This window comes from Aliiglaciecola sp. LCG003, assembly GCF_030316135.1.
GTDB lineage: Bacteria > Pseudomonadota > Gammaproteobacteria > Enterobacterales > Alteromonadaceae > Aliiglaciecola.
Window position 1 is genome coordinate 122,143 of sequence record NZ_CP128185.1, and the last position, 23,629, is coordinate 145,771.

General features: G+C 42.4%; 19 protein-coding genes, 1 tRNA gene and 1 pseudogene. 5 read left to right on the forward strand and 16 right to left on the reverse strand.

What is annotated here, in order from left to right:
- Nucleotides 1–314 precede the first annotated feature (314 nt).
- The gene (locus QR722_RS00545) at nt 315–2,645 is read left to right on the forward strand and encodes a TonB-dependent receptor (protein ID WP_286284798.1); all 2,331 of its coding nucleotides are present in this window, start codon (nt 315–317) and stop codon (nt 2,643–2,645) included.
- An 80-nt stretch (nt 2,646–2,725) separates the two neighbouring features.
- On the opposite strand, the gene QR722_RS00550 is transcribed toward QR722_RS00545, so the two are convergent.
- The 3 genes from QR722_RS00550 to QR722_RS00560 form a co-directional block, all read right to left on the reverse strand.
- On the reverse strand, nt 2,726–3,451 hold the full coding sequence (locus QR722_RS00550; protein ID WP_286284799.1) for an alpha/beta fold hydrolase: 726 nt from the start codon (nt 3,449–3,451) through the stop codon (nt 2,726–2,728).
- Entirely contained in the window at nt 3,451–4,539 is a 1,089-nt protein-coding gene (locus tag QR722_RS00555) for a hypothetical protein (RefSeq protein WP_286284801.1), read from the reverse strand. The genes QR722_RS00550 and QR722_RS00555 overlap by 1 nt, the downstream gene beginning before the upstream one ends.
- 133 nt (nt 4,540–4,672) lie before the next feature.
- The gene (locus QR722_RS00560; protein WP_286284804.1) at nt 4,673–7,228 is read right to left on the reverse strand and encodes a TonB-dependent receptor; all 2,556 of its coding nucleotides are present in this window, start codon (nt 7,226–7,228) and stop codon (nt 4,673–4,675) included.
- Between the two features lie 463 nt (nt 7,229–7,691).
- Between QR722_RS00560 and QR722_RS00565 the strand changes: the two genes are divergently transcribed.
- Together QR722_RS00565 and QR722_RS00570 are read left to right on the forward strand one after the other, a co-directional pair.
- Nucleotides 7,692–8,990, forward strand: a complete 1,299-nt coding sequence (locus QR722_RS00565) for a LysR family transcriptional regulator (protein ID WP_286284806.1) — start codon at nt 7,692–7,694, stop codon at nt 8,988–8,990.
- Between the two features lie 153 nt (nt 8,991–9,143).
- Complete coding sequence (locus QR722_RS00570; RefSeq protein ID WP_286284807.1) at nt 9,144–10,370, forward strand: multidrug effflux MFS transporter; 1,227 nt, start codon at nt 9,144–9,146, stop codon at nt 10,368–10,370.
- Between the two features lie 117 nt (nt 10,371–10,487).
- On the opposite strand, the gene QR722_RS00575 is transcribed toward QR722_RS00570, so the two are convergent.
- The 4 genes from QR722_RS00575 to QR722_RS00590 all read right to left on the reverse strand — a co-directional run bounded on the left by QR722_RS00575 (nt 10,488) and on the right by QR722_RS00590 (nt 15,980).
- Nucleotides 10,488–11,885, reverse strand: coding sequence for an aldehyde dehydrogenase (locus tag QR722_RS00575; protein WP_286284808.1), 1,398 nt, complete (start codon nt 11,883–11,885; stop codon nt 10,488–10,490).
- A 42-nt stretch (nt 11,886–11,927) separates the two neighbouring features.
- On the reverse strand, nt 11,928–13,250 hold the full coding sequence (locus tag QR722_RS00580) for an MFS transporter (RefSeq protein WP_286284809.1): 1,323 nt from the start codon (nt 13,248–13,250) through the stop codon (nt 11,928–11,930).
- A gap of 715 nt (nt 13,251–13,965) precedes the next feature.
- Entirely contained in the window at nt 13,966–14,916 is a 951-nt protein-coding gene (locus QR722_RS00585; RefSeq protein ID WP_286284810.1) for a PDR/VanB family oxidoreductase, read from the reverse strand.
- Between the two features lie 2 nt (nt 14,917–14,918).
- Complete coding sequence (locus QR722_RS00590) at nt 14,919–15,980, reverse strand: aromatic ring-hydroxylating dioxygenase subunit alpha (protein ID WP_286284812.1); 1,062 nt, start codon at nt 15,978–15,980, stop codon at nt 14,919–14,921.
- Between the two features lie 272 nt (nt 15,981–16,252).
- Between QR722_RS00590 and QR722_RS00595 the strand changes: the two genes are divergently transcribed.
- Complete coding sequence (locus QR722_RS00595; protein WP_286284813.1) at nt 16,253–16,957, forward strand: GntR family transcriptional regulator; 705 nt, start codon at nt 16,253–16,255, stop codon at nt 16,955–16,957.
- Nucleotides 16,958–17,055: 98 nt separating this feature from the next.
- On the opposite strand, the gene QR722_RS00600 is transcribed toward QR722_RS00595, so the two are convergent.
- The 3 genes and pseudogenes from QR722_RS00600 to QR722_RS00610 form a co-directional block, all read right to left on the reverse strand.
- A complete protein-coding gene (locus QR722_RS00600; RefSeq protein ID WP_286284814.1) occupies nt 17,056–17,322 on the reverse strand; it encodes a hypothetical protein in 267 nt (88 codons plus the stop codon).
- A 109-nt stretch (nt 17,323–17,431) separates the two neighbouring features.
- Nucleotides 17,432–17,602: pseudogene (locus QR722_RS00605) on the reverse strand (ATP-binding protein); the annotation flags it as partial.
- 29 nt (nt 17,603–17,631) lie between these two features.
- Entirely contained in the window at nt 17,632–17,865 is a 234-nt protein-coding gene (locus tag QR722_RS00610; protein ID WP_286284816.1) for a winged helix-turn-helix transcriptional regulator, read from the reverse strand.
- A gap of 116 nt (nt 17,866–17,981) precedes the next feature.
- Here QR722_RS00610 and QR722_RS00615 point away from each other — a divergent pair, with 116 nt between their 5' ends.
- A complete protein-coding gene (locus QR722_RS00615) occupies nt 17,982–18,287 on the forward strand; it encodes a hypothetical protein (RefSeq protein ID WP_286284818.1) in 306 nt (101 codons plus the stop codon).
- A gap of 146 nt (nt 18,288–18,433) precedes the next feature.
- Here QR722_RS00615 and QR722_RS00620 read toward each other — a convergent pair.
- The 6 genes from QR722_RS00620 to hemC all read right to left on the reverse strand — a co-directional run bounded on the left by QR722_RS00620 (nt 18,434) and on the right by hemC (nt 23,533).
- A tRNA-Arg gene (locus tag QR722_RS00620) sits at nt 18,434–18,510 on the reverse strand.
- A 227-nt stretch (nt 18,511–18,737) separates the two neighbouring features.
- The gene (locus tag QR722_RS00625) at nt 18,738–19,322 is read right to left on the reverse strand and encodes a TetR/AcrR family transcriptional regulator (RefSeq protein WP_286284820.1); all 585 of its coding nucleotides are present in this window, start codon (nt 19,320–19,322) and stop codon (nt 18,738–18,740) included.
- A gap of 206 nt (nt 19,323–19,528) precedes the next feature.
- Nucleotides 19,529–20,698, reverse strand: a complete 1,170-nt coding sequence (locus tag QR722_RS00630) for a heme biosynthesis HemY N-terminal domain-containing protein (RefSeq protein ID WP_286284822.1) — start codon at nt 20,696–20,698, stop codon at nt 19,529–19,531.
- A complete protein-coding gene (locus QR722_RS00635) occupies nt 20,695–21,867 on the reverse strand; it encodes a uroporphyrinogen-III C-methyltransferase (RefSeq protein ID WP_286284823.1) in 1,173 nt (390 codons plus the stop codon). The genes QR722_RS00630 and QR722_RS00635 overlap by 4 nt, the downstream gene beginning before the upstream one ends.
- Nucleotides 21,864–22,589, reverse strand: coding sequence for a uroporphyrinogen-III synthase (locus QR722_RS00640; RefSeq protein WP_286284825.1), 726 nt, complete (start codon nt 22,587–22,589; stop codon nt 21,864–21,866). Before QR722_RS00640 ends, QR722_RS00635 begins: the two co-directional genes overlap by 4 nt.
- A 17-nt stretch (nt 22,590–22,606) precedes the next feature.
- Nucleotides 22,607–23,533 carry a hydroxymethylbilane synthase gene (gene hemC, locus QR722_RS00645; RefSeq protein ID WP_286284826.1) on the reverse strand — a complete coding sequence of 309 codons (927 nt, stop codon included), beginning with the start codon at nt 23,531–23,533 and terminating at the stop codon, nt 22,607–22,609.
- Nucleotides 23,534–23,629 lie beyond the last annotated feature (96 nt).

Here is a 23,629-nt window from a genome sequence, read left to right on the forward strand (position 1 = left end):
AGCTTATTTGAACAGTAAATACTTGTCGAGTGGATTCGGGGAGTGGTGTTTTAAACCCTTAGTTAGTTTTTTTCATAGCAAAATTGATTTAAACCTTTGCTGTATATGGATTTTAGATTAATTGTCATAGAAAGTTATCTAAAACTCATGCCTAAAAAGCTAAGAAAAGGTTCACTATGGTGATTAATGAAATGTTAGCGCAGTGTAAAGAAACTGTGCTCTGCGTCACTCATATTTATTGACTCACAACTGAGTAAATTGAGCTTGATAACGGATGACGCTATCAAATTCCGGGAACGACGAAGGTGTAAACAATGATAACAACTAAATTCACAAAACTAAGTCTCGCCATGGGGCTCATATTGAGTCTACCAATGCAAGGTTTTGCTCAACAGGAAATGAGTGATAAATCAGTTCAAAACAATAATGAAACTGAAAGCGCTGTTGAGGAGAATAAAAAGTCTGGCTTCTCCGTAGAGCGAATTGAAGTGACCGCTCGTAAGGTGAAAGAAAGCATTCAAGATGCGCCCGTTTCAATTACCGCTTTTACCGGTGACAGCTTAGCGCAACGCGGCATTGTCGGCACGACAGATTTAGATAAAGTTACGCCAAATTTACAATTTAACAATAACGCCGTGCTGGCCGGAAATAATTCGTCGTCGCAAATATTTATTCGTGGTATTGGTCAACTAGATCCTACTGCAACTGTCGATCCCGGCGTAGGTTTATATATAGATGATGTCTACATGGGCCAATCTTTAGGTGGCTCAATGGAATTTCGTGATATCGATAGAGTACAGGTTTTACGTGGTCCGCAAGGTACCTTGTTTGGACGCAATACCATTGGCGGAGCGGTATTACTAAGCACTAACGAACCAGGCTTTGAACGTGGAGGTTCTGTGCGAGCGGGTATCGGTAGCGATAATTTGCGTGAAGTCTTTGTGGCACTAGACCTGCCAGTGTCAGATGACTTACTTACGCGCTTTACCTTTGGTAAGAAAACTCAAGATGGTTATGTTACTCGCCTCTATGATGGCGTCGATTTAGGTGATACCAATACCTACACCTTCACCGGCAAAATAGTCTATGACACCATGGAAAAACTCAAATTGAAACTTCAATTTGACTATACTGAAGCAGATGAAAACGGCTCGCCTTTAGTATTCGCCGAGATCAATGAAAATGCAGCCTTTGCGGCTAGACAAAGTGTCATAGCCGGTTGTCCTGGTGCAACTTTCCCACCTCCGTTTATTCCTCAAGCCGAAGATGTGAACAATGATCTTCGTTGTGCCAACGATGTGTGGAATGCAGGTCCTTATTCTAATAATGGGACTTACGAGTTAGAGAGTACCCTGAAAAACTTTGGTATCGCTTTTATTGCTGAATACGAATTTTCTGAAGAAATAAATTTGAAATCCATCACCTCACACCGCCAACTAGATTGGACTGGAAAGCGTGATGCGGATAATACTCCATTCACTATTTTGCATACTGATTACGTCAGTAATGGCGAGCAATTTAGCCAAGAATTCCAACTAATATACACAGGTGAATCTTTTACTGGTGTAGCGGGTCTTTATTATTTTGAAGAAGAAATAGATGACATCGTCACCGTTGCTTTGGGTATTCGTGATTCTTTAGACAGCGATAACAACCTTACCGCAAATGATAACTGGGCGGCCTTTACGCAGTGGACGTATAAAGTAAATGATGCTTTATCAATGACCCTTGGTGCTCGTTATACTGAAGACACTAAAGGTTCGACTCCTGATCAATATGACTATGCGGATCCTTCGGCTAAATATCTGCCGGTTAAGCTTTATGAAACGACTTTCGATTCATTCACCACTTCATTTTCTGTCAACTATCGATGGAATGAGAAGGTCATGACCTATCTAAGTTATTCTGAAGGCTTTAAAGGCGGCGGTTGGAATAGCCATTTCAATGTACCGCAAAATGATCCAGAAATATTGGAAGCGCTACATTCATTTGATGAAGAGAATGCTACCTCCTATGAATTTGGTTTTAAGCTTGATCTGTTAGATGATAGCTTGCGGTTAAACGGTGCAATTTTTGACACTGACTATGACGACTTACAATTTGTTTATCGAGTGGGTGTTGCTCCATTCTTAGCTAATGCTGGTAAAGCTTCAATGTCGGGCGGAGAGTTGGAATTAACTTGGGTACCTACTGATGAATGGATTATCCAAGGTGGTATCGGCTATTTAGATGATTCTTTGGATGAAGTCGCTGAGATCCCGGGTACTTCAACCGGTGTGGATATCACTAAAACTTTGCCCTATACCCCTGAAGTTCAGTGGAATCTGGGCGTAGGTTATATTGCTTCGTTGGGCAATGGTATTAGCATTTTGCCGCGTTTAGATAGCTCATATAACTCTGAGCAATTCTTTGATACCAGTAACACGGTAGAAATTGCGCAAAATGATAGTGTGACCTTGATTAACGCATCTGTGGCTGTAGAAGCTGATGACAAGCAATGGCGGGTCGCCTTGTCAGTAAGTAATCTGACTGACGAGCTATACCCGGTAGCAGGTAACTCATCTTTGAGCACAGGTAGTGGCTATGCTGAGATTGCTTATGCAAGAGGCAAAGAGTATCACTTGAGTGTGAATTATAATTTCTAAACAGTGACATTCACTAAAAAAGGATGACTGAGGTCATCCTTTTTTTATGGGCGCGGTTAGGAGTATATAGTGCAGATTAATTATTGGTTTTGCACTTCGAGCCAGTTAAGTAATATTGTCAGGAATACCTTTGGTTGCTCCATTGCCACCATATGGCCGCAGTCTTCAATGACGCTAAACTGGGGGTTGTGAATATATTGGCAAAATGCCTGATGTTGAGCCAGGGTCGACCACTGATCTTGCCGACCACACCCAACTAGGGTAGGACAGGATAAAGTCTTGAGCACATCATAAGCGGGCTGACGATGTAATAATGCAGCCACCTGATTGTGAAACTGCTGTGGTGAATAATCCAGTACCATAGCCTCTATGCGTTTTAGTAATGCTTTATCATCGCGCCGATTAGGATGCAGCATTTGAGGTATCCAAGTTCCAGCAACCGCTTGCATCCCGCTTGTATTGGCAATATCTAGCAATATTTGCCGTTTCTGTGGCTCATTATCTGCCACGCCATGCACTCCGGTGTCAAATAATGCCAAAGACAGGACTCTGTCAGGCGCTAAACGCATGACTTCCAAGGCTACACGGGCGCCCATTGAGTGACCAATTAGATGAAAGCTTGCAGGTTGTTGATCTAAAATGGATTTGGCCATTGCATCAAAACGATCAAAGTTGGCTAAGTTAGGGCAATATATTAAAAAATTTTCACTAAGCGCGGGAATTTGCTCTGCCCAAAATTTTGCATTGCACATTAGTCCCGAGATCAACACGACATGCTTGGTGATTTTGAGTTGGTCAGTGCCCATTAACTTTTACGCTTTACGGGCCAGAAATCAAAACCCCCAGATACAAAATTAATCACTGGAAATGTGATTCCCAGCATGGCGGTGGCAATCCATATTTCTTTAGCATAGCCTCGCTCGGGTCCAGCTATAAGTGTCTCTCCAACCATTAACGGCAATATAAACTGATACAGTTGGTACATAATAAATGCACCCACAAAACAAATTCCGGACTTAAGAACGCCTTTTAAGGGCTGTTGTAGGTTGGAAAATAACTGAAACTGCATCATGTTCTGCACCAAAAAAGTCCCAAAGATGATACACACAGGCCCCTTAACCATGAAGTCCATAGGATCCATAGCTAAGATATTGACAAACAGGTAGTAAACTAAAAAGGTTAAAATCAGTATTTGGATGGTAACGACTAATCCCAACTGGGGCTGTTTATCGCTGTTAACTAACAGCGCCGCGGGCCATAGGTCAAACATAGTGACAACCATCAATACCGAAGCGCAAGTGACGGCGAATGTCAGTGCCGTGATACCGTTAAAAAGACCGCCTGGGTCTAGCGAGTGGGGATAAAACGGTAACTCTGCAAAAAAGTGATAGTCATAAAAGATCATGAAAAGCGCTAAATTTAAGACATAACAATAGACAAGCGTTGCAATACCTAGCGCGATTGGATGAGTAAAAAATTGTGTCATCGGCCAGCAGCCAAAGGCAATCACCACAAACAAACTGACAACCACTGACTGAATGACAAAGTGAATAAGGATCGGGCTCAATATCCCTTGACCTATAGTAAAATAGAGAATGGTCGTGACTATCAAACTGGCAACACAGAACATCGCCGTCATGATTAAGCCTTTAAGCGGTTGCCCAACAGTGGTGACAACTTTGGGTATGCTGTTATGCCAAACAATGGCTTGTACAATCTGAAAGGGCGTGGCACACATAAAGGCTAAACTTACCCAACCCACAAAGAAATCTTGCCCGAAATACTGGTTAGCAAAATAGACTAATGAAAAGGTTAACGCTAATACCCAAAAGATACTCAGTAAACCGACTAAAACGATTTTGTTGGGAGAAACCGAATTAACACTGCCATCCATGATGTACTCCAAATATGTATTCGCAAGAATTAGTTTGTTGACCATTAAAACCGTTTAGCCAACGGATTATGTAAAAAGATCAGGCTGTAAAGCACAGCCTGATCTTTTTTTAGTAGACCTTAATTTATCGGGTTTAGAACGACCATTTACCGATCAAGCCATACATAGGTTCGCCTTCATTAGCGATACAATATGCTACGCCCCCAACTGCGGTTAACTCCCACTTATAGGTACAGCGTTTGTCACCGGTTATGTTATTACCATAAAGGGTCATCTCATACTGTTCGTCTTCTCCAAAGGTCCACACTACACGGGCATTCAACTGTTTGGTGGGTTCCAACTCATTCACCAAAGCTCTCTCCATTGCGTAAGCTTTCGGTGCGCTGCGATATTGATAATCAAGCTGCATATCGACTAGGTTGTTATTAACCTCAAAACTCTTGGTTAGCATTAGATTTGCTGATCTATCGGCTGCGAAAGGCAGTTCATGGCCAGTCTGCGCGGCAGATTCATCGGACGATTTGGTTATCTCGGTATCTTGCAAACCAATACCACCTTGCAATCGCATGTCACCGGGTAATGCCCAGCGGAACTCTAGCTCCAGACCTTTTAGCTCTGATTCGTCAATGTTGACAAAATCAGGTCCATTGGGACCAACGAAAAACTGCTGCTGATCTTCCCAGATATAGTAAAAGGCAGCACCATTGAGTTGTAAGGTGCCATCTAACAAGGTTGATTTAAAGCCCGCTTCCACTGCATCTAGTATTTCCACATCCACGTTTTGGCGAGGGATCCCAGTGTGCGGACCATGGATAAATTCCACATCACTCTTACCCGAGCGGAAACCTCGAGAAAAACTCGCATAACCAAATAAATCTTTATTGAATTTGTAATCCAGTCCAATTTTACCGCCAATTTCACTGAAGCTCAGGTCTTCTTGGGGGCCACCGATATCCTGACGACATAAAGTTCCTCGGTTATCCGCAGTGCTGCCGCTAAATAAGTTTCCATCACCATCAAAATCACATAATGGATAAGCTTCCGATACACTTAGTGTTGTCGACTTGTCCCAGAAGAAGCCATTAGGGCGTAAGGTGTTATCTAAATTACCTACAATTAAACTCGGTAATTTTTTCTTATCATGGGTATAGCGTAAGCCAAAGGTTAGGCCCAGTTTGTCGGTTAATTCAAATTCGGTATGCACATAAGGAGACCAGACAAAGTTCTCTACTTCAGCTATCGAAAAAGAAGTCTGGTTACTTGCAGGGTTACCGCCAAAGGCTAGAATAACTAAACCACCACCTGCAGGGGGGCCACCATAGGGAAGGGCTGAAATACCAAAGCCGACATTTTGACTTAAGGTAGAGTCCTCTCCAAACAAATATAAACCGGCGATCCATTTAAACGAAGAATCTTCCCCTGAAATTAAGCGGAATTCCTGACTCCACTGTTCATATTCTTGGTCTTGATTTATCGCTTGAATGGCTTGTGGAGCAGGTGCGGGACCACCTAATTGTTCGTTTATGAAAACGCTTAAAGACGACACATTTCCAGCATTGGCGTTGCCGCCCACATCATAACCCCAACGCACTTCAGTGGAATCATAAGAGGTAATCGAGGAAAAAGCCGCCCAATCCATATCATGTACAATTTTGAGATAGCCGCCGATATTATCCATTTCAAAGGGTTGTGAGTGATTTACATAAACGTCATGCCAATCACCTGTTGATGGGTTGTCGCCTTGATTGTTATAAGTATTTGCATAGTAGCGTTCGAAATCGATTTGCTCACCTGGCGCAAATCGAGATGTAGGAAGGGGGCCATTTTCGGGGATACCATTTTCAATACGAGTCCCTACGGTCCTTACCGGATCTAATTGACTATCTTCATTAGCAACATGGATGTTGGCGGTAATTTGGGTTTTATCAGTAGGTTGAAAAAGCAAAGTTGCGCGCAAGGACTGACTTTCCTTGTCGCCAAACTCATTGTCCCCAGATGATAAGTCATTCCAGATCCCATCTCGCTTGTATGATTTTGCCGCTAAGCGTAATGCTGTTTTATCCGACAGGCCTATTGTGCCCGCAGCTTCAAGATCAACTAGACCGAAATTACCCAGATTGACACTAATATAGCCATCTGTATCACCATCTAAGTTGGGCTGATTGGAAATATAGTTGACTGCGCCGCCAGTGGTATTTCGGCCAAATAAAGAATTCTGTGGTCCACGCAAAATTTCAATGCGTTCCATATCAAATAATCCTACACCGGATAAGTATGGGGCACTCATGGTTACTTCATCCATATATATTCCCACCGCACCGGTTGCGGTGCCAAAGAAGTCAGAAGTCCCAACTCCGCGGATATTAATCTGTTGGTTAGCAGCGTTTTGCCCGGAGATATTCACATTGGGCGTAATGCGAGTAATATCTGAGGCTTTTTGGATACCTAATTTCTTGAGTTGGTCGCCGTAAACAGCTTGCATGGAAATAGGCACTTCCTGAATCGACTCAGAGCGTTTTTGTGCGGTAACGATTATGGTCTCCAATGATTCAACTTTCTTATCTTCGGACTGATCTTGTGCAAACACACCCTGACTGGCCAGAATTAACCCAATCGCAGTGCATAGGGGACGTCTTGATGCTGTTAGTGGTCTTAAATTTTTAAGCATAGGTAAGCTGGTTGCTCTCATTATTATTCTCTCTTGTGTTTGTCTGCATGACTTACGGCTAGGGTAGTATTGCTTAAACATTAGCCACCTTTAGGTTTTTACACCAATCATAAAAAGTAACAAAGCCATTACTTTTGTTTAACATGACTAAGTTGAAATATTTACGCTATGAAACTAATCAATAGTTCTCCATTGACCGTTATTTATACAGCAGTCAAAAAAGCAATAATTGGCTCGGGAAGGACGTGCTTAGCTAGAAGTCACCGTCGAAATTTCTAATACAAGGTTCTCTGAAAAGATAAAAATTATCTTTTGTCAAACTTATGTTAAAGTTTTGCCTGTTAGCCGTTTTCATGGCGAATCTGTTTATGGAAAAACTCAGGATAGTGTTTATAATTGCGGTGTACATTAATATTTTAAGATGAAATTTTCACCGTCGTATTATATCTTAAAAAATATTTATTCATGCTGAAAGTGCGAGGTTATGATGATCTGTATTAGCAAAAATGATGTGCCTGACCTTAGCTTGCGCCAGCTAAAAGCAGTCGTCTATGTGAATAAATGCAAAAATGTCACTAAAGCAGCGAATGAACTTAATCGCTCACAAACCGCTATCACTAAAGCGATAAATGATTTGGAATTACGTCTAAATCGCCAATTATTTGATCGCTCGTCCACTGGCATGATGCCAACGGTTTATGGCAAAGCTGTGGCAAAACGTGCCCAATTAGCCCTTGATGAATTGCAAAAAGCCGGTGTGGTCTACGCCAGCTTTATGAAAGATAGTCGGCCTTACCACGTTATCCCAATATTCTCGATGGATGTAAGTTACAAGCGTTTGGCTGCATTTATCGCCTTGTTTGAAAAGAAAAATTTTCAGTGCGCGGCTGATTCTCTAGGCAATACTAAAGCCTCAATATATAGCTCTGTTCGTCAGATGGAAGAGTGGTTGGGTTTAAAGTTGTTCGAAACCGAACCTGATGGTGTCTCACCAACGGCTTTTGGCAAAATATTGGCCATGCACGTGAAAATGGCCTTCGCTGAAATACGCAGGTGCCTAGAGGATTTGGTCAGTATCGACGGTGTTACTCAGGGCTCAGTCAATATAGGTACTTTGCCTTACACCCGAACCTATATCACTCCTAAGGCCATAAACCAGGTGTTATTAGAGCATCCCGAACTAGATGTTACTACTCAGGAAGGCTCTTATGGTGTAATGGAGGCAGCCTTACGTAGCGGTGACATCGACTTTATTGTTGGCGCCGTACGTGAACATGAACCCGGTTCAGATATCACCACGGAAATTTTATTTGAGGATAAATTGGCCGTGATTGCCCGTGCCGATCATCCTTTGATGTTACAAAAGCAGATTAATCTTCAATTGTTGCAGGGTTTGCCTTGGGTGTTGCCGGCTAAAGGCTCCCCAGCATGGCACTTATTCAATGAAACTCTGGAGAGTTATAATATGATTCATCCAGAACATGCAATTCACACTAGTTCGTTATCAATGGTACGTGGATTATTAATCGACAGTGATAGAGTTGCACTGTTGTCAGAGCATCAAATTTATTACGAAAAAAAATGTGGTTTGTTGGATGTGCTGCCTGTTGAACTCCCAGATACCTATCGACCAATTGGCGTTACTTTGCGTAAAGCATCGCAGCCCTCGCCTGCGGCTAAACTTTGTTTAGATCAGTTGCGTATCGTGGCTGAGCAAGTCAAACAATTGGCAAAACCTAGTTATAATATTCAGTCAAGTATTCCGCGAAAAATACCAGCTTGAGTTGAGCATGCAAAGTAAGGCAACTGATGTTGTGTTTTCAGGTGAAGTTATGCATGTAATCGGTTCAACTGTGTATGAGAAACGATAAACACACCTTGTCTGTTTTCAAAAATGGGTTAGCCTGAACATCCATAATGATAATTGAGTCTTTGTATGTCTGCCGCTCAATCACCGCCTGCAACAATACTATTAAACTATAGATTAATTTCATTGTTGGCGATTTTAATTAGTACTTCATCGCTAACGATTGGTATTAGCATCCCCGTATTACCGCAAATTGCGATAGGCCTAAATGCAGATTTGAGTTCTGCAACTTTGGTGGTTTCCAGTTACTTTTTTGGCTACGCCATTGGACAAATTCCAGCGGGATTTTTGGCTGATAGATGGGGCAGGTTACCTGTTGTTTATCTAGGGTGTGCCATTTTTATCCTATCCGGCCTGATTGGTGCGTTCAGCGACAATTTAATGGTGCTGCTGGTAATGCGCTTTATTCAAGGGCTTGGCGGAGCGGTAGGCCCAGTGCTGAGCCGCACTATAGTGCGTGATATAAGCGAAGGACAAACGACCTTGCGGTTAATGGCGATATTAAGTGTTGTGCTGGCCATATCTACCCTAATCGCACCGCTTGTAGGTAGTATCCTAGCAAGTTTTTGGGGGTGGCGAGCAACACTAGTGGCGCTGCCATTGGTCATCTTATTTACCGCTATCGGCTTGATGCTGACGTTAAAGGAAACCAGACCTAGGCAAAATCAACTACAGCATTTTAGCCAGCAATTAATCCTAAGTTGGAAGAGTTTTTATGCCAACAAACAATGCATATGGGCGACGGTAATTATTGGCTGCTCATTTGGAGGCTATGCATCTTTACTTGGTAGTACGGGCGCAGTGTTGCAAGATATTTATGGGTTCAATCTAGAACAGGTGGGGTTTTTAATCGCACTGAGTATTATTCCATATGTTGTTGCTACCTTGATCACCCGCAAGCTCACCGCCCACTATTCTGCAAAGGCTATTTTAGGGGTAGGCATGGTATGTTTTACCTTCGCAGCTTTGATGTTTATCCCCATGGTTTGGTTTGGGCATGCGCCCTTCGTGATGCTGTGGAGTGCGATCGCTATGTATATGCTGGGTTTCGGGTTTATGTTCCCCACCACTACTAGTTTGATTTTACAACCTCTGCCTAACACTGCCGGTTTCGCCGCATCGATGTTGGGAACCGCGCAAACCACAGCCGGTGCTATTGTTAGTGCTATAGCTGCGTTGCTATACAATCAGAGCATCACACCTTTATGCTTTTTATTGGGCAGTGCGGGGTTAATCAGTGCGATTATTTATTTCTTAACACTGCGAAGACAAAGGCCTGATGCTAGTGTGGGATAAGTGACTAAACGTGAAAAAGACCATATAGCAGGTTTAAATCGCAATAGAATGGATTTAATCCGGCACTATGGTCTATTAAGTAGTCACAACTAGCATTAATGGAGCGGGGCGCTTGGGTTAAATCGGGAAATGTCCCGCTTCCGTTTCTATGGTTATCCAGCGCAACTCGGTGAATTGATCGATCCCGGCTTTACCGCCAAAGCGGCCATAGCCAGAAGCACCTACACCACCGAAAGGCATTTGCGCTTCATCATGCACAGTCGATCCGTTAACGTGGCAGATCCCCGATTTTATTTTGCGCGCTACCTTCAAACCTCGAGCACTGTCTTTAGTGAACACAGCAGCACTGAGTCCATACTCACTATCATTGGCAATACGTAACGCATCAGCTTCATCTTGGGCTCGAATAATTGCGACTATCGGGCCAAAACTTTCTTCAGAATATATCTTCATGTCAGCGGTTACTTTATCTAGCACCGTTGCTGGCATCAGCACAGAATCAGCTTTTCCGCCGACAACCAACTGTGCACCTTTGCTTAAGGCGTCATCTATTAACATGTTCACTTTAGTAACGGTTTTTTCATCCACCACCGCACCTAAAGGTGTGTTTCCTTCTCGAGGGTCACCGGTGGGCATGGTTTTGACTTTTTCAGCAAACTTAGCTACAAAATCATCGGCCACCGAGTCATCAACTACAAGGCGCTCGGTGGACATACAAATTTGCCCCTGATTCATAAAGGCCCCAAATGCAGCCGCTTTAACAGCTTCATCTAAATCAGCATCATCAAGGATTAGCATAGGTGCTTTTCCTCCTAGCTCTAGTAAAACCGGCTTAAGATGTTCAGCGGCACGTTTCGCAATGATGCGACCTACTGCGGTCGAGCCAGTGAAATTTATCCGTTTTACTAGAGGATGATCTATCAGCGCTCCGACAACATCACCCGCATCAGCAGGTGCATTAGTTACAATGTTAACCGTGTCTTGTGGGAATCCGGCCTCAGTGCAGGCTTCAATAATTAAACTATGGGTTCTTGGGCACAGCTCAGAGGCTTTCAATATCACAGCATTGCCACAGGCCAATGCGGTTGAAATGGCCCGTACACCCAAAATAATCGGTGCATTCCACGGTGCGATACCGAGAATCACCCCGACCGGCTCTCTCAATGCTAACGCTAAACAGCCGGGTTTATCTGAAGGAATAGTCTCACCACCGATTTGAGTCGTCAGCGAAGCGGCTTCACGTAACATGGAGGCTGCTAAACCTAGGTTAAACATAGCCCAACCGGCGGTCGCGCCCACTTCATTCATCATCGCTTCAACAAATTCGGCATGGCGAGCTTCTAACGCTACAGCGGCTTTGTTGAGTATTGCGCGGCGGGCATTTGGCCCAAGCAATGACCATTTCTCGAATCCTGCCTGTGCTTTTTCAGCAATGGCAGCCATATCACTACCTTGCATTGCAACAGAAGTGCTTGCCAACTCACCTGTCAGTGGATTTTTACGTTCGAAATTCATAACATTCCCCTTTAACAACTGGATATTAATTAACTCATTTAGTTAAGCAGGACTATTCGATAGCCGTGCTTGCATAACCCGACCTAAATAGAACAGTGCCGCCGCTGAAAATAATGCTCCTAGCCCCATTGCAATAGATACATCCATCAAGTCAAAGCCGGATACAAATAGGTAACCAGCAATAACTGGCCCTAGTGCTGCACCGCCACGGCCTATACCAATGACTAAACCCGTACCGCTTCCTCTGACTTCAGCCGGAAATGCTTCCGCCATCAATGCATACAATCCGACTACACCAGCATTAGTAAAGAAACCCGTTGCGGCAGATATTAGCGACAAATTAAATAGCGATTGTGGTCCTAAACCAAAGATAACGACCATGCAAAAAGACAATACCAAGATCCCAATTAGTAACGGACGAAGTTGAAAACGACTTGCAAAAAGCCCAAGCAAAATAGCACCAATGGCACCACCAACATTTGCCCATACCAATACCGAACCGGCAGATGATGGCTCGAAACCGATATCAACCACAATTTTAGGGATCCATTTTAGAATGTAGTAAAATGTCATAATATGAGTAAAGTAAGCCGCTACGAGAAGAATGGTAATGCTGCGATATTGACCACTTATCAACAGTTTAAAACTGGAGGCATTATGGCTAACACTTTTTTCAGGTAATTGTGCTATTGGAGTATGTGCCATCTTTTGCAGATAATGGTTAATTTTCGACAGCGCATTTTGTGGTTGTTTGGTTACCAGAAAATTGATTGATTCAGGTAAATAAAAGAAACTTACAATCAGGAAAAGTCCAGTCACTATGCCGCCGAACACAAAAATAGCGTGCCACGAATAGTAATCTAGTAATACGGTTGCTACTGACCCGCCCAATATTGCACCTATGGGATATCCCGCCGCCATTAATATGACCGCTAGATTACGATATTTGGCATTCGCATACTCTGCTACTAGTGCGTTAGTAGAAGCCAGCATGCCGCCTACACCTAAGCCGGTTAGAAAGCGGAATATCAACAGGTGATCCAACGAATCAGCAAAAGCGCTGGCGGTCATACCTATGGTCATTACTGTCAAGCAGCCTAATATAGTTGGGCGACGGCCAAAGCGGTCGGCTAAATTACCCAATGTAATAGAGCCGATGGCCATACCGATAAGCTCCATTGCTAAGACTATACCTAACGCAGCACGGTCAATATTCCATTCCGAAGCAATTCCGGGAGAAGCAAAGCTGATTGCGAGTACATCAAAACCATCTAAAGCATTGAGTAATATACACATGACCACTGCAAAAATTTGGAATCGATGCATTGGCGATTGTTCGATCATAGGTCTTGGATCGTTGATCATTTTTTTATTTGCCTCAGTGGCTATTTTTAGAAACAGAGTTTAAATATATAACCAATTGAATTTTCTTAATTCAAATTTACCAATCAAGCTTTACTTATGCATTTTATGACACTTATCTTAGGTCAAAGTAATCGCCAGAGGGACAAGTATTCACTGTGCCGATGCTGCTTGGTTGGCGTCTAGTTACGCTCGTTTAAAGTTGTTACCCACTCCGTCCCTGCGGTGTAGAGATTGATAGTTCCGAAACTATCTCAATTTGTACATTAATCATCTTTGACTTTCGCCACCAATCATAAAAGGTAACAAATCCATTACTTTTAATTTACGTTGTTAACCGGTACTTACAAAAAGTAAGTTGAGTTAAACATTATCCATTAGATTGCATCGACCTGCTATTTTGAAGAAGTGAATCAATATAATACCCGAAGTCCCATTTTACCTGTGCTTCAAAGTTCTTTAGATGCTGACTTTTGATTGTCAAAGTGGTTGTTTTAATAGCATAGCTGCAACCATCAAAAATGGACATCAAAAATGGACATGCTAAAAAATTAGTCGGTTAAAATTGTTCGACAGAATCCTTTGGTGTGATTTTCTGTGCTAAAAAAGCCATAAAGCAGTTTGTAAAATCAGTCACTCACAAACTGCTAATACGCTTCAGTTTCGAAAATAAGATTGGGCCGTCCAACCCAACTTATTTAATCTGAACTTAGGGTATTTACAAATCTAATACCAATCTTGGGCTTTTAGAGCGTGAGCAGCAGGGGGTTATTTTTTGCATCTGCTGCTTTTCTTCATCGGTTAGAAATACATCTTTGTGATCGGCTTGACCTTCTAACAAACCCGTCACACAAGTACCGCAGACTCCTTCTTCGCAAGCAACCGGAATGAAAATTCCGTTGTCTTCCAATACATTAAGTATTGAGCAATCTGCCGGAACATTAAGTACTTGTCCACTGCTGTTGATCAGTATTTCAAAACTTTGATCATCAGTATGGTCAATCGGCGCAGCAGAGAAGTATTCGCGATGTAATTGTTCATTTGCCCAACCTGCCTGCAGCGCCTTGCTTAAGATGTCTTCTATGAAAGACACTGGACCACATACATACAGATGATTGTCAGATTGAGCATTTACCAATAGTGGTTCAACATTTAGCCTATTGGCACTGTCACCGTTAGTGAAGTGAAAATGAGCTTTGTCAGCCCATGAAGATTGTTCAATACGCGCTAAATAGGGGGTTAGTGCCTGGCTACGACTGCAGAAATACAATTCAAAGTCTTGTTGGGTTGCTGCTAATTGCTCAGCCATGGCTAAGATAGGAGTAATGCCTATACCTGCCGCAAACAGCAAGGTTTTTCTCGCCCCTGATACCAGCGGGAAATGATTATTAGGTTCGCTGATAGTTAACGTATCGCCAAGTTTGATCAGTTTATGCATGGCTTTAGAGCCACCACGACTATTTGCATCATTCAGCACAGCAATTTCGTAATAGTCCGAGCCAATTGGCGTGCACAATGAGTATTGCCTGATCAAGCCATTTGGGAGGTGCACATCAATGTGCGCACCCGCTTGGTATTTAGGTAACGACTCGGCATTCTTGGCAGCTAATTGCAGTCTTACTACTTGTTCAGTTAACTGTTCTCTATTTATTACCGTGACATCAATCATCGCTATTCACCATTAGGTCGATTTGCAGCCTGCTCTTGTTTGATTGCTCGTTCGATCATCCTACGTGCCTGAACACCACCGGCATCAATATCTAGCTTAAGAATTTTTTTGTCAGGATAGCGCAATAAGTTTTGTTGCTGTTGCTCCAAAACCTCTAAATCTTCAGCAAATATCTCACCTTGTCCGGTTCTGATTGTATCTGTAAGCGCAGTGTCTTGCGGTTTGAAGTCTCTAGCCATACCCCAGAAGTACCAGATGGACGTGTCGCTTTCAGGGGTGATGAAATCAACTACTATACTGCTGGCTTTATGCGCTTTGTCTGCGTTATATCCGCCTTTTCCAGCGTGGGCAACGCCAACTTCAATCATTATGTGACTTGGCAAATTAAAGCGACAAATTTGCCAGCGGTCTACAGGCACATCATCGGCAAGTTCGTTAGCACGCAACGCAGCAGCCCAAAACGGGGGGGCCATAACATTTTCCATAAAACGGCTGGTGACAACACTTTGACCTTCCATCTTAGTAGAAACTGGAGACTCATCAATTTCCTTTTGACCTATGCTACTGGCATGAACATAGGTCTCATGGGTTAAATCCATTAAATTATCAATCATTAAGCGGTAATCGCAATTGATGTGGTACAAGCCACCACCATAGCCCCAATTAGGATTTTCTGCCCATTCCAGTACAGGTAGTAATTCTTCTTTAGCTAAGGCTTTATCACCGGGCCACAACCAAATAAAGCCATAGCGTTCAACCACGGCATAACTCTTGATACAAGGAAAACCCTGCACCCGTTGATTCGGCATACTTTTCGTTTCGCCATCATCACCCATGCGCAAACCATGATAGCCACATACGAGTTGACCATTTTCAACTGTTCCCAACGATAAAGGAGCGCCTCGATGAGGGCAAAAATCTTCCAAGGCAACAACTTTCCCTTGCTCGTTGCGGAAAAAAACAAGGCGTATTCCGCATATCTGACGAGCAAAAGGTTTATCAGTAATCTCGTCAGGTGTAAAAGCGACATACCAAGTATTCATAGGGTGATTTTGCAATGACATAAACTTTACCTTTCATTAACTTTGGATCCAGTCTAGTCATAGATGAGCAAATAAACAACTATTTTTGGCTGTTATTGGATCCAAATTATCAATTTTATCACGATTACTGCCTCTAGTATTTGCTCGTTAAAGCCACAAAAATAGATTAACTAAATGATTTTATGAGAATATTTTTAATTTTGGCCAAAATGATGAATTGGATCCAAAAAACCTAAAAATGAGCTTATACTAGGGTAACTCTTTCAGCAAAATCCACGTAATTGGAATGATAAATGACACATGATGGGCAAGGAGTCGTGAGTATCTTGCGAGACAAGATAGTGTCTGGCGAGTTTACCGCCGGTGAACGTTTAGCGGAAATTCCGACTGCTGAGTTGCTGGGCATTTCGAGAACCCCAATAAGGATAGCTTTTCGCGCACTTGAGCAAGAAGGCTTACTGACCAAGTTGCCAAGACGGGGATACATGGTAAGGAAAGTCACTCATAGTGAAATATCAGGTTCAATTGAAGTCCGAGGGGTGCTCGAGGGCTTAGCAGCCCGACAAGCGGCCGAAAAGGGATTGGATGAACTCACCATCGAAGGCTTGAAAAAATGCTTGCTAGAAGGTGATAAATTATTTGAGAAAGGATATATAAATCAACAAGATATTGAGGCGTACAATGTGTTGAATAAACGCTTTCACAGCCTGATTTTGCAAGCCAGTGGAAATCCAGCGATTCAATCGGCTTTGCAGCTTAACGAGCATCTGCCTTTCGCGTCAGTCTCGGCACTGGCATTTAATCCATCACAACTTGATCGTGAATTCCGTCGCTTTAACTATGCACACATGCAACATCATGCGGTATTTGAAGCTTTAATGAAGCGCCAAAGTGCTCGCTCAGAATCGATAATGCGCGAGCATGCGAACTCAACCTTGAGTTACGCAGAACAATTTGATGTCAATGGTTCCTATAAATTGGTGGATTCATCACTGTAGAAAATAGAGTGACAACTGCATGGGTCGTGGTAATAAACAGTCGTGTTGATCAGTGTCAGGAAACTTAATTTAGTGTGATTAAAATTGCCGACTGCTTTTCATAGGTTGGCAATAGCATCGGGACTTTGCTTAATTATAGATATTTGTTTTCCGTCTTCTTCAGCATGGTTATAAAGCTGATTAAGCGCTCGACTGCGGCGAGTCATTTCATCCCTTAAAAAAGTTGGCTCAATCACTTCTATGGAGTCTGCAAACATAGATAAAAAATTTGCGATGTAAAATCCATCTGGCTTTTGCTTTTTAAAATGCTTTGGAAATAAGACTGCATCAGCAATTTCCCAAACATCGCTGCTAACGGATTTCACTTCTAATTGGGCACCCAGCTGTTAATTTGTACTTAAAACTGATCCACGATTTGCATCTAAAACTGATCCACCCAAGTAGTCTTATATGACCATAATCATGTTTTAGTTTCTAGCGCTTTTTCTCCTTTGATTTTTTCGTAGATTCTTTAAATCTATAGCTGTCATTACCCGTTTCGATGATGTGGCAATGATGGGTTAATCTGTCTAGCAAGGCTGTTGTCAGTTTTGCATCACCAAACACGTTTGACCATTCAGTGAAGTTCAGATTGGTGGTGATAAGTCCTCATAAAGGTTTTTAACGGTTTTGCGCTATTTCCTGCGTCGCCTGGCTTCACGTTTAAGCCAGCTAATAAGCAGTTCTTCGAACTCGTCGACTTTGCCCAAGGTCTGCCGCTTAGTGTAAACAGGCTCAGCAATGTCCTTTTTGAGATAACGACGTACTGTATTGCGAGACAATCCAGTGCGTTTAGTAATTTCTCGTTGGGACAGCCCATCACGAAAATACCATCGACGCATAACACTTAATAATGACACATCTATCACTCCACATTCTCCTGCTTAGAGGCGGCAGGAGGTATTAAATATGTGGATCAGTTTTAGATGCAAATTAGGGGGTAAAGTGGATCAGTTTTGGATGCAAATTAACACCTGACTGCTTAGTGGGCTCTATTACAAAAACAGATGGCTATTATAGAGATAATATTGGAAAATATTCTGTTGTGAATAGATTTGAAGTACAAACTCAATTAGATCCAAAAATACCAGCGTTGGCATTTGGAAGAATTCATGTTTTTACTACAAACTTATCAGATACAAAAACAATTCTTAATACGATAACTTCTCATCAGTTAAATAAGTTCAGGCCTTTTAGTTTGTATAAGCAAAAGTTGAATTCTAATTATCCATTACATAATTCAATCTGGTGGCCAGAAGTTGAAGATGGCGTTAATTACGGGGAAAGCTAATAACGACTATGGTTTGCTAATTGGATTCGAGAAGAAAATGAATGGGAGCTTTAATATTCCCAATTATCGGAATTGTTTAGTTTGGTCACGGTGTGGTCACAGATTTTTTTAGTTAGTGGATACTACAATCAAAAGGCCTTTAAAAATGGCGCACCCGACAGGATTCGAACCTGTGACCTCTGCCTCCGGAGGGCAGCGCTCTATCCAGCTGAGCTACGGGTGCACTTGTGGATGGACGATTCTAATGTAATACGGTTTTTTTTCCACTGTTATTTAACGGATCTGCTTTTTCTTTATCGATTATTATTTTGAGAGGAATAATTCTATCAATCAAGCGTTCGAATTTTAACCGCTCACCCCTAAATTTCAATGTGGGCACTCACTCACATTGGCTAGTTTTGTGATAGGACGATTTTGACCACTAAAAAGGTCTTTACGGTGGGAAGATTTTTAGCAATCAAAGGCAGCGCAGAAAAATTCTAACGACGTATAGAGTTGCTCTTCATTTATATCTGATCTTACATTTTGCGCAAAGCCACACAGCAAAGTGATCAGTACGTCTGTTAACTCATTGCCATTTTCAGAGCCGAGTTCATTTAGTCGCTGGTTTAATTTATTTTGCAACGAATGTTGGCTGGCAGATATTTCTTGAATGATGTTCGGCTGTTTACAAAACGTATTTCCCAGTAACAATAAACAACCTGTTTTTTGGTTAGTATTGAGATAGAAATCTAGTGATTTTTCTAGCGTATTTCGGAACACTTGTGCGGGATTCTCGGAGTCTCGCAGGCTTTGCTCCAGCACATCGAAATAGCCGTCACAGTAACGCTGTAAAACCTGTAAGAAAAGTTGTTCTTTATTGCCAAAAGTCGCATACAAACTTGTGGGCGGGATATCTAGTTCGTTGCATAACTGTGCAACAGAGACATTCTCAAAACCCTGTTGTTGAAATAGTTTTAATGCAGTGTTCAGGCCTATATCTGGGTCTAACTTGCGTGGTCTTCCACGTGCAGTTTTCTTATTTGTATTGGTCACTATAATAATCTACTGAGCTCGGGGTGTATTAATATATCATGAACTACAAAAGCATTATAAATATGACTTTGCTTCAACTAATCTAATTATATTAAATATTCATTTAGGGGCAAAAAATCTGCTGGGTAAAATTAAAGTATTAATCGCTACATAAATTTATTGGAATTATAATGCATATATGTAGCGATCACTATCAAATTGATATTTTACTGTTCTAAAATACTTTTCTTGTAAAGCTCCAATGCATGAATGTTATCTTTTTGCGCTTCTTTTATTTGTGCCAGCAACAAAACATCTCTTCGATTATTGTCTAATTTTATTGCTTTAGTTAATGCCTTTTCAGCTAATAAAACGTCGTTCATATTAAGGGCTAATTGACCTAAAGTAGACAATAATTCGACATTTTTATCATCCGACTTTAGCCAGCCTTCTAGCTGCTTAATTGCTGCATTGGTTTGCAGGTTTTTAAGCTGTCTGTACAGCGGAAACAGCACTGACACTGGACCGGATTTTTGATTAGATACCAGTATACTTTGCGCATCCTCATACATGGATTGCTCGATAAGCTGTTGCGCATATGCTGCGATCTGGCCAGGCTCTTTACGGGCCGAGCGGGGCAGTTCTAACCATTTTTCTTTAAGTTTGTGTGCGCCTTCTTTACTGGCAATTTCAGCAAACTCACCTTTTGCAGCTTGTAATAACCAATAATCATATTCCTTCCCAAGTGGTTTTTTCCACTTAGGTAGCTTGTCTTTGAGCAACGAAAATTTCTGTGTTTGTTCTAAACAACGGGCCCAAAGTTTAATAACATTTACCGAATTCTGTTGTTTTTCAGGTAAATTGTTTATGTTAGTTAGTGCTTGCTCGCAATTATTCTCGATGATGCAGTCTCTAATAATACAAAGATTCGCTGCCAATCGGGTTTTTTCTATGTTGGAGGCGGTGAGCCAAAGTTCTCTGGCTCGGGATTTGTTATCCAACTGCACTTCAGCTTCTGCTAGTGCGAGAAGATTGATCCCATCAAAATCTTCATTTTGAATTTTGTCTAGGCTTTTACGTGCGTCAAGGTAATTGCCTTCTGCCAAGGAAATTAATCCCTGAGTAAAAGCCTTCTGTTTGCGTCGGCTACTAAAGCCAAACAACCAGTCTTGGGAGCCTGCCAGTATATCTATTAACTTTTTGACTAAAAGAATGGTTAACCAACCAACAATGAACAGAGTAACTAAAACGAATACCATGCCGAAAATGGACAGCTGATAAGTGCCGCTTTCTAGCGCTATTAAAAAGTATCCTTTATAATTAATCAGCGCAGGCCCTGCGGCCAGACCGAACACAATAATACCAATGAGTAGCAGGAGTAATATTATTTTCTTCATAGCTCAAACTTCCCGTTTGAGAATTGATTGTTCATTCGTGTTTCAACCTTGTCTTGAAGGGGTATAGCTGCATCTAATTGGGTAGGGTAGTTGCGCTCTACATCAGTATTCTCAAGATTGCGTAATGCATCAACGAATTGCCCAACTTGGCTAGATTGTAAATCGTAGTGCTGAACCAATAATCCAATTGCCTGCTGTACACTTTGTTTAAATAAAGTGCCTTGCTCTTTCAAAATTGCCGACTGAGCTTGCAGCAAAGCAAAGCGCAGTTGTTCTCGGGCCAGCCATTGTTGTTGCTGTGAAAGTAGCGGTTTGATTGGCTGGCTGTTTGGCTGGTATTTGAAGTTATCGCTAATATATCTAAGTACCCGTTCCATGCCAGTCAACTCTTCTGGGGCAGGCCCCTCAACTTCTACTTCAGGTAAGGCCAAAGGTAAGTTGTTTACTTGTTGAACCATGCCTGAGACAGCAAGTGCAACTGAGGTAAGAGATACAGAATTTATTTGCTCAAGCGTCTGAATATCACTGGCGATAAATTGTCTAATTGGCAAGAGTGAGGGGTCGGCTAAATCCTGCAAGCGCGTATCCGCTGCCTGCAACATTGCAATAGAGGTTTTAACATCATTTTCTAGCCACAGTTTACGTCCCGCCATACGGACCAAATAATCGGCTTCGGCAAGCAGCCAATCCGCAGGTCGACGACCAGAAACATCGGCTAGATTTTTTGCGTTTGCGGCACTTTGCTCAGAAGCTATGTTAATTTGTTTCTCTAAATCTTCCAATTGCTGCGTCAGCTTTTGATTCTGCGTGCTTAATTCATTACGGGTACTTTGAATGACGCCTGTTTGCTCAGCTAACTGCTGTTGCTGAGATTGAATAGCACTATTCTCGCTGTTAAGGTCATCTTGCCACTGTTGCCAAAACCAATATCCCGCTGCAGCAAGGCCGATTAACAAAATTAAATTTATTAAGGTAATAAACCATAGTCCGCCAACTCTGGTCGCTTTCGGGGGCGCAGGTGCAGTTGATTTCGAAGCCTTTTTATTGGCTTCAAAGGAGCGCTCGCGACCTTTATTTACCGTTTCTTCCACTTCGATATAGGACGCATTTTCGATTTCTAATGCTTTCATCTCATCCTGATTAGATGGGCTTTTATCTTTGTCCGTCATTTATTACTCCAAAAGTGGCTAATTGCCATCTGCAATTGTTCGTTACTGGCACCCGCACTTTGAACAACCTGTTCTATTCCCAGTTTAGCTGCTAATTCGCCTAAGCGTTGACTAACAACAATCCAAGGTAGGCTTTTGAGCCAATCATGATTGAAGCTATTCCATGCCGCTTGCATAATCTCACCACTGGTAGCAACAATACTAGTAATCTCATGCTTGTGCCATGAGCGGGTTTCAGTATAGGGGTTGCATTGGCTGCGTTCATACAGATCAAAACAGTTTACATCAGCGCCACGCTGCAACAGGGTGTCTAATAGCAAGGCTCGTCCGCCTTGCCCTTTAATTAAAAATACTGATTTTGCCGCTAAATCTTGTAGTTGGGGCATAGCCAGTAAGCCTTCAGTATTTTGACTGTCTGGCACATGAGCTTGAATGCCACCTTTAGCTAATTCCGCTGCGGTACTTTTACCCACGGCAATAACCTCGACATTTTGCGGCCAAATTAGTTGCTTTTCCAGCACAATATTTACCGCAGTCGTACTGACAAAAACGGCCAAAGCAGGCGATTTTTTTGTACCGGTTTGCTGGGCAAGTTTGTTGACAAATTCGGCGATATTGTCGTTAATTGGATTTGTTCGAATTATTCCAACTCCAACGCATTCAATACCATTAGCAGCAAGATAGTCGCAACTTGTCCATATTTTCTCTTCAGTTCGTAACACCAATGCAACCATATCAATTACACATATGCTTCTTTTAGAAAATCGTCTGCACCTTGGGCTAGCAAGCTATCAGCAACAGCTTCACCCAAGATTTCTGGAGTCGTCTTTTGACCACTTTGCTGAGCCGAAATTATGCCATTTCCATGCACTGAGCCAACCAATCCACGTAAATGTAATTGACCATCTCGCAGTTCACAAAAACTGCCGATGGGAACCTGACAACCACCTTGCAATTTAGCATTAAGCGCCCGCTCGGCAATAACGCAAACCGCTGTGTCTGGATGGTTTAACGGCTGCAATAACGCGATCAGTTCAGCATCATCATTGCGGCATTCAATGCCCACTGCACCTTGCCCTACAGCTGGAAGTGATAACTCACTATCAATTTGTTGCTTAATCCGTTCTGGCATTCCTAAGCGAATGAGCCCAGCCGCGGCCAAAATGATGGCATCGTATTGGCCCTCATCTAATTTAGCGAGACGGGTATTCACGTTGCCTCGCAGGTCGCGAATAATTAAATCGGGACGTAATGCTTTAATCTGCACTTGGCGTCGCAAGCTAGAGGTACCTACAATGGCGCCTTGCGGCAACTGCTCGATACTATTGTATTGGTTGGATACAAATGCATCATAGGGATTTTCACGTGGGCAAATTGCATGTAGCCCAAAGCCAGTCGGAAATTCTACCGGTACATCTTTCATTGAATGGACTGCGATATCTGCCTCACCATTTTGCATGGCAATTTCTAGCTCTTTAATAAAGAGCCCTTTACCGCCAACTTTTGCCAGTGGGGTATCTAGGATCACATCACCTTTGGTGGTCATGGGAACTAATTCCACTTTTAGATTGGCATGAGCTTTTTCTAGCTCACTTTTTACATATTCTGCTTGCCACAGTGCTAATGCACTTTTGCGGGTCGCGATTCTAATGACACGCTGACTCATGTTACATCCGCTTGGTTGTTTAGCTGTATTTTAGGGGTTTGCGTGCTGTATGTCTCGTACAAATACTGATCCGGTCTACTTAGGCTCAAAAGTAAG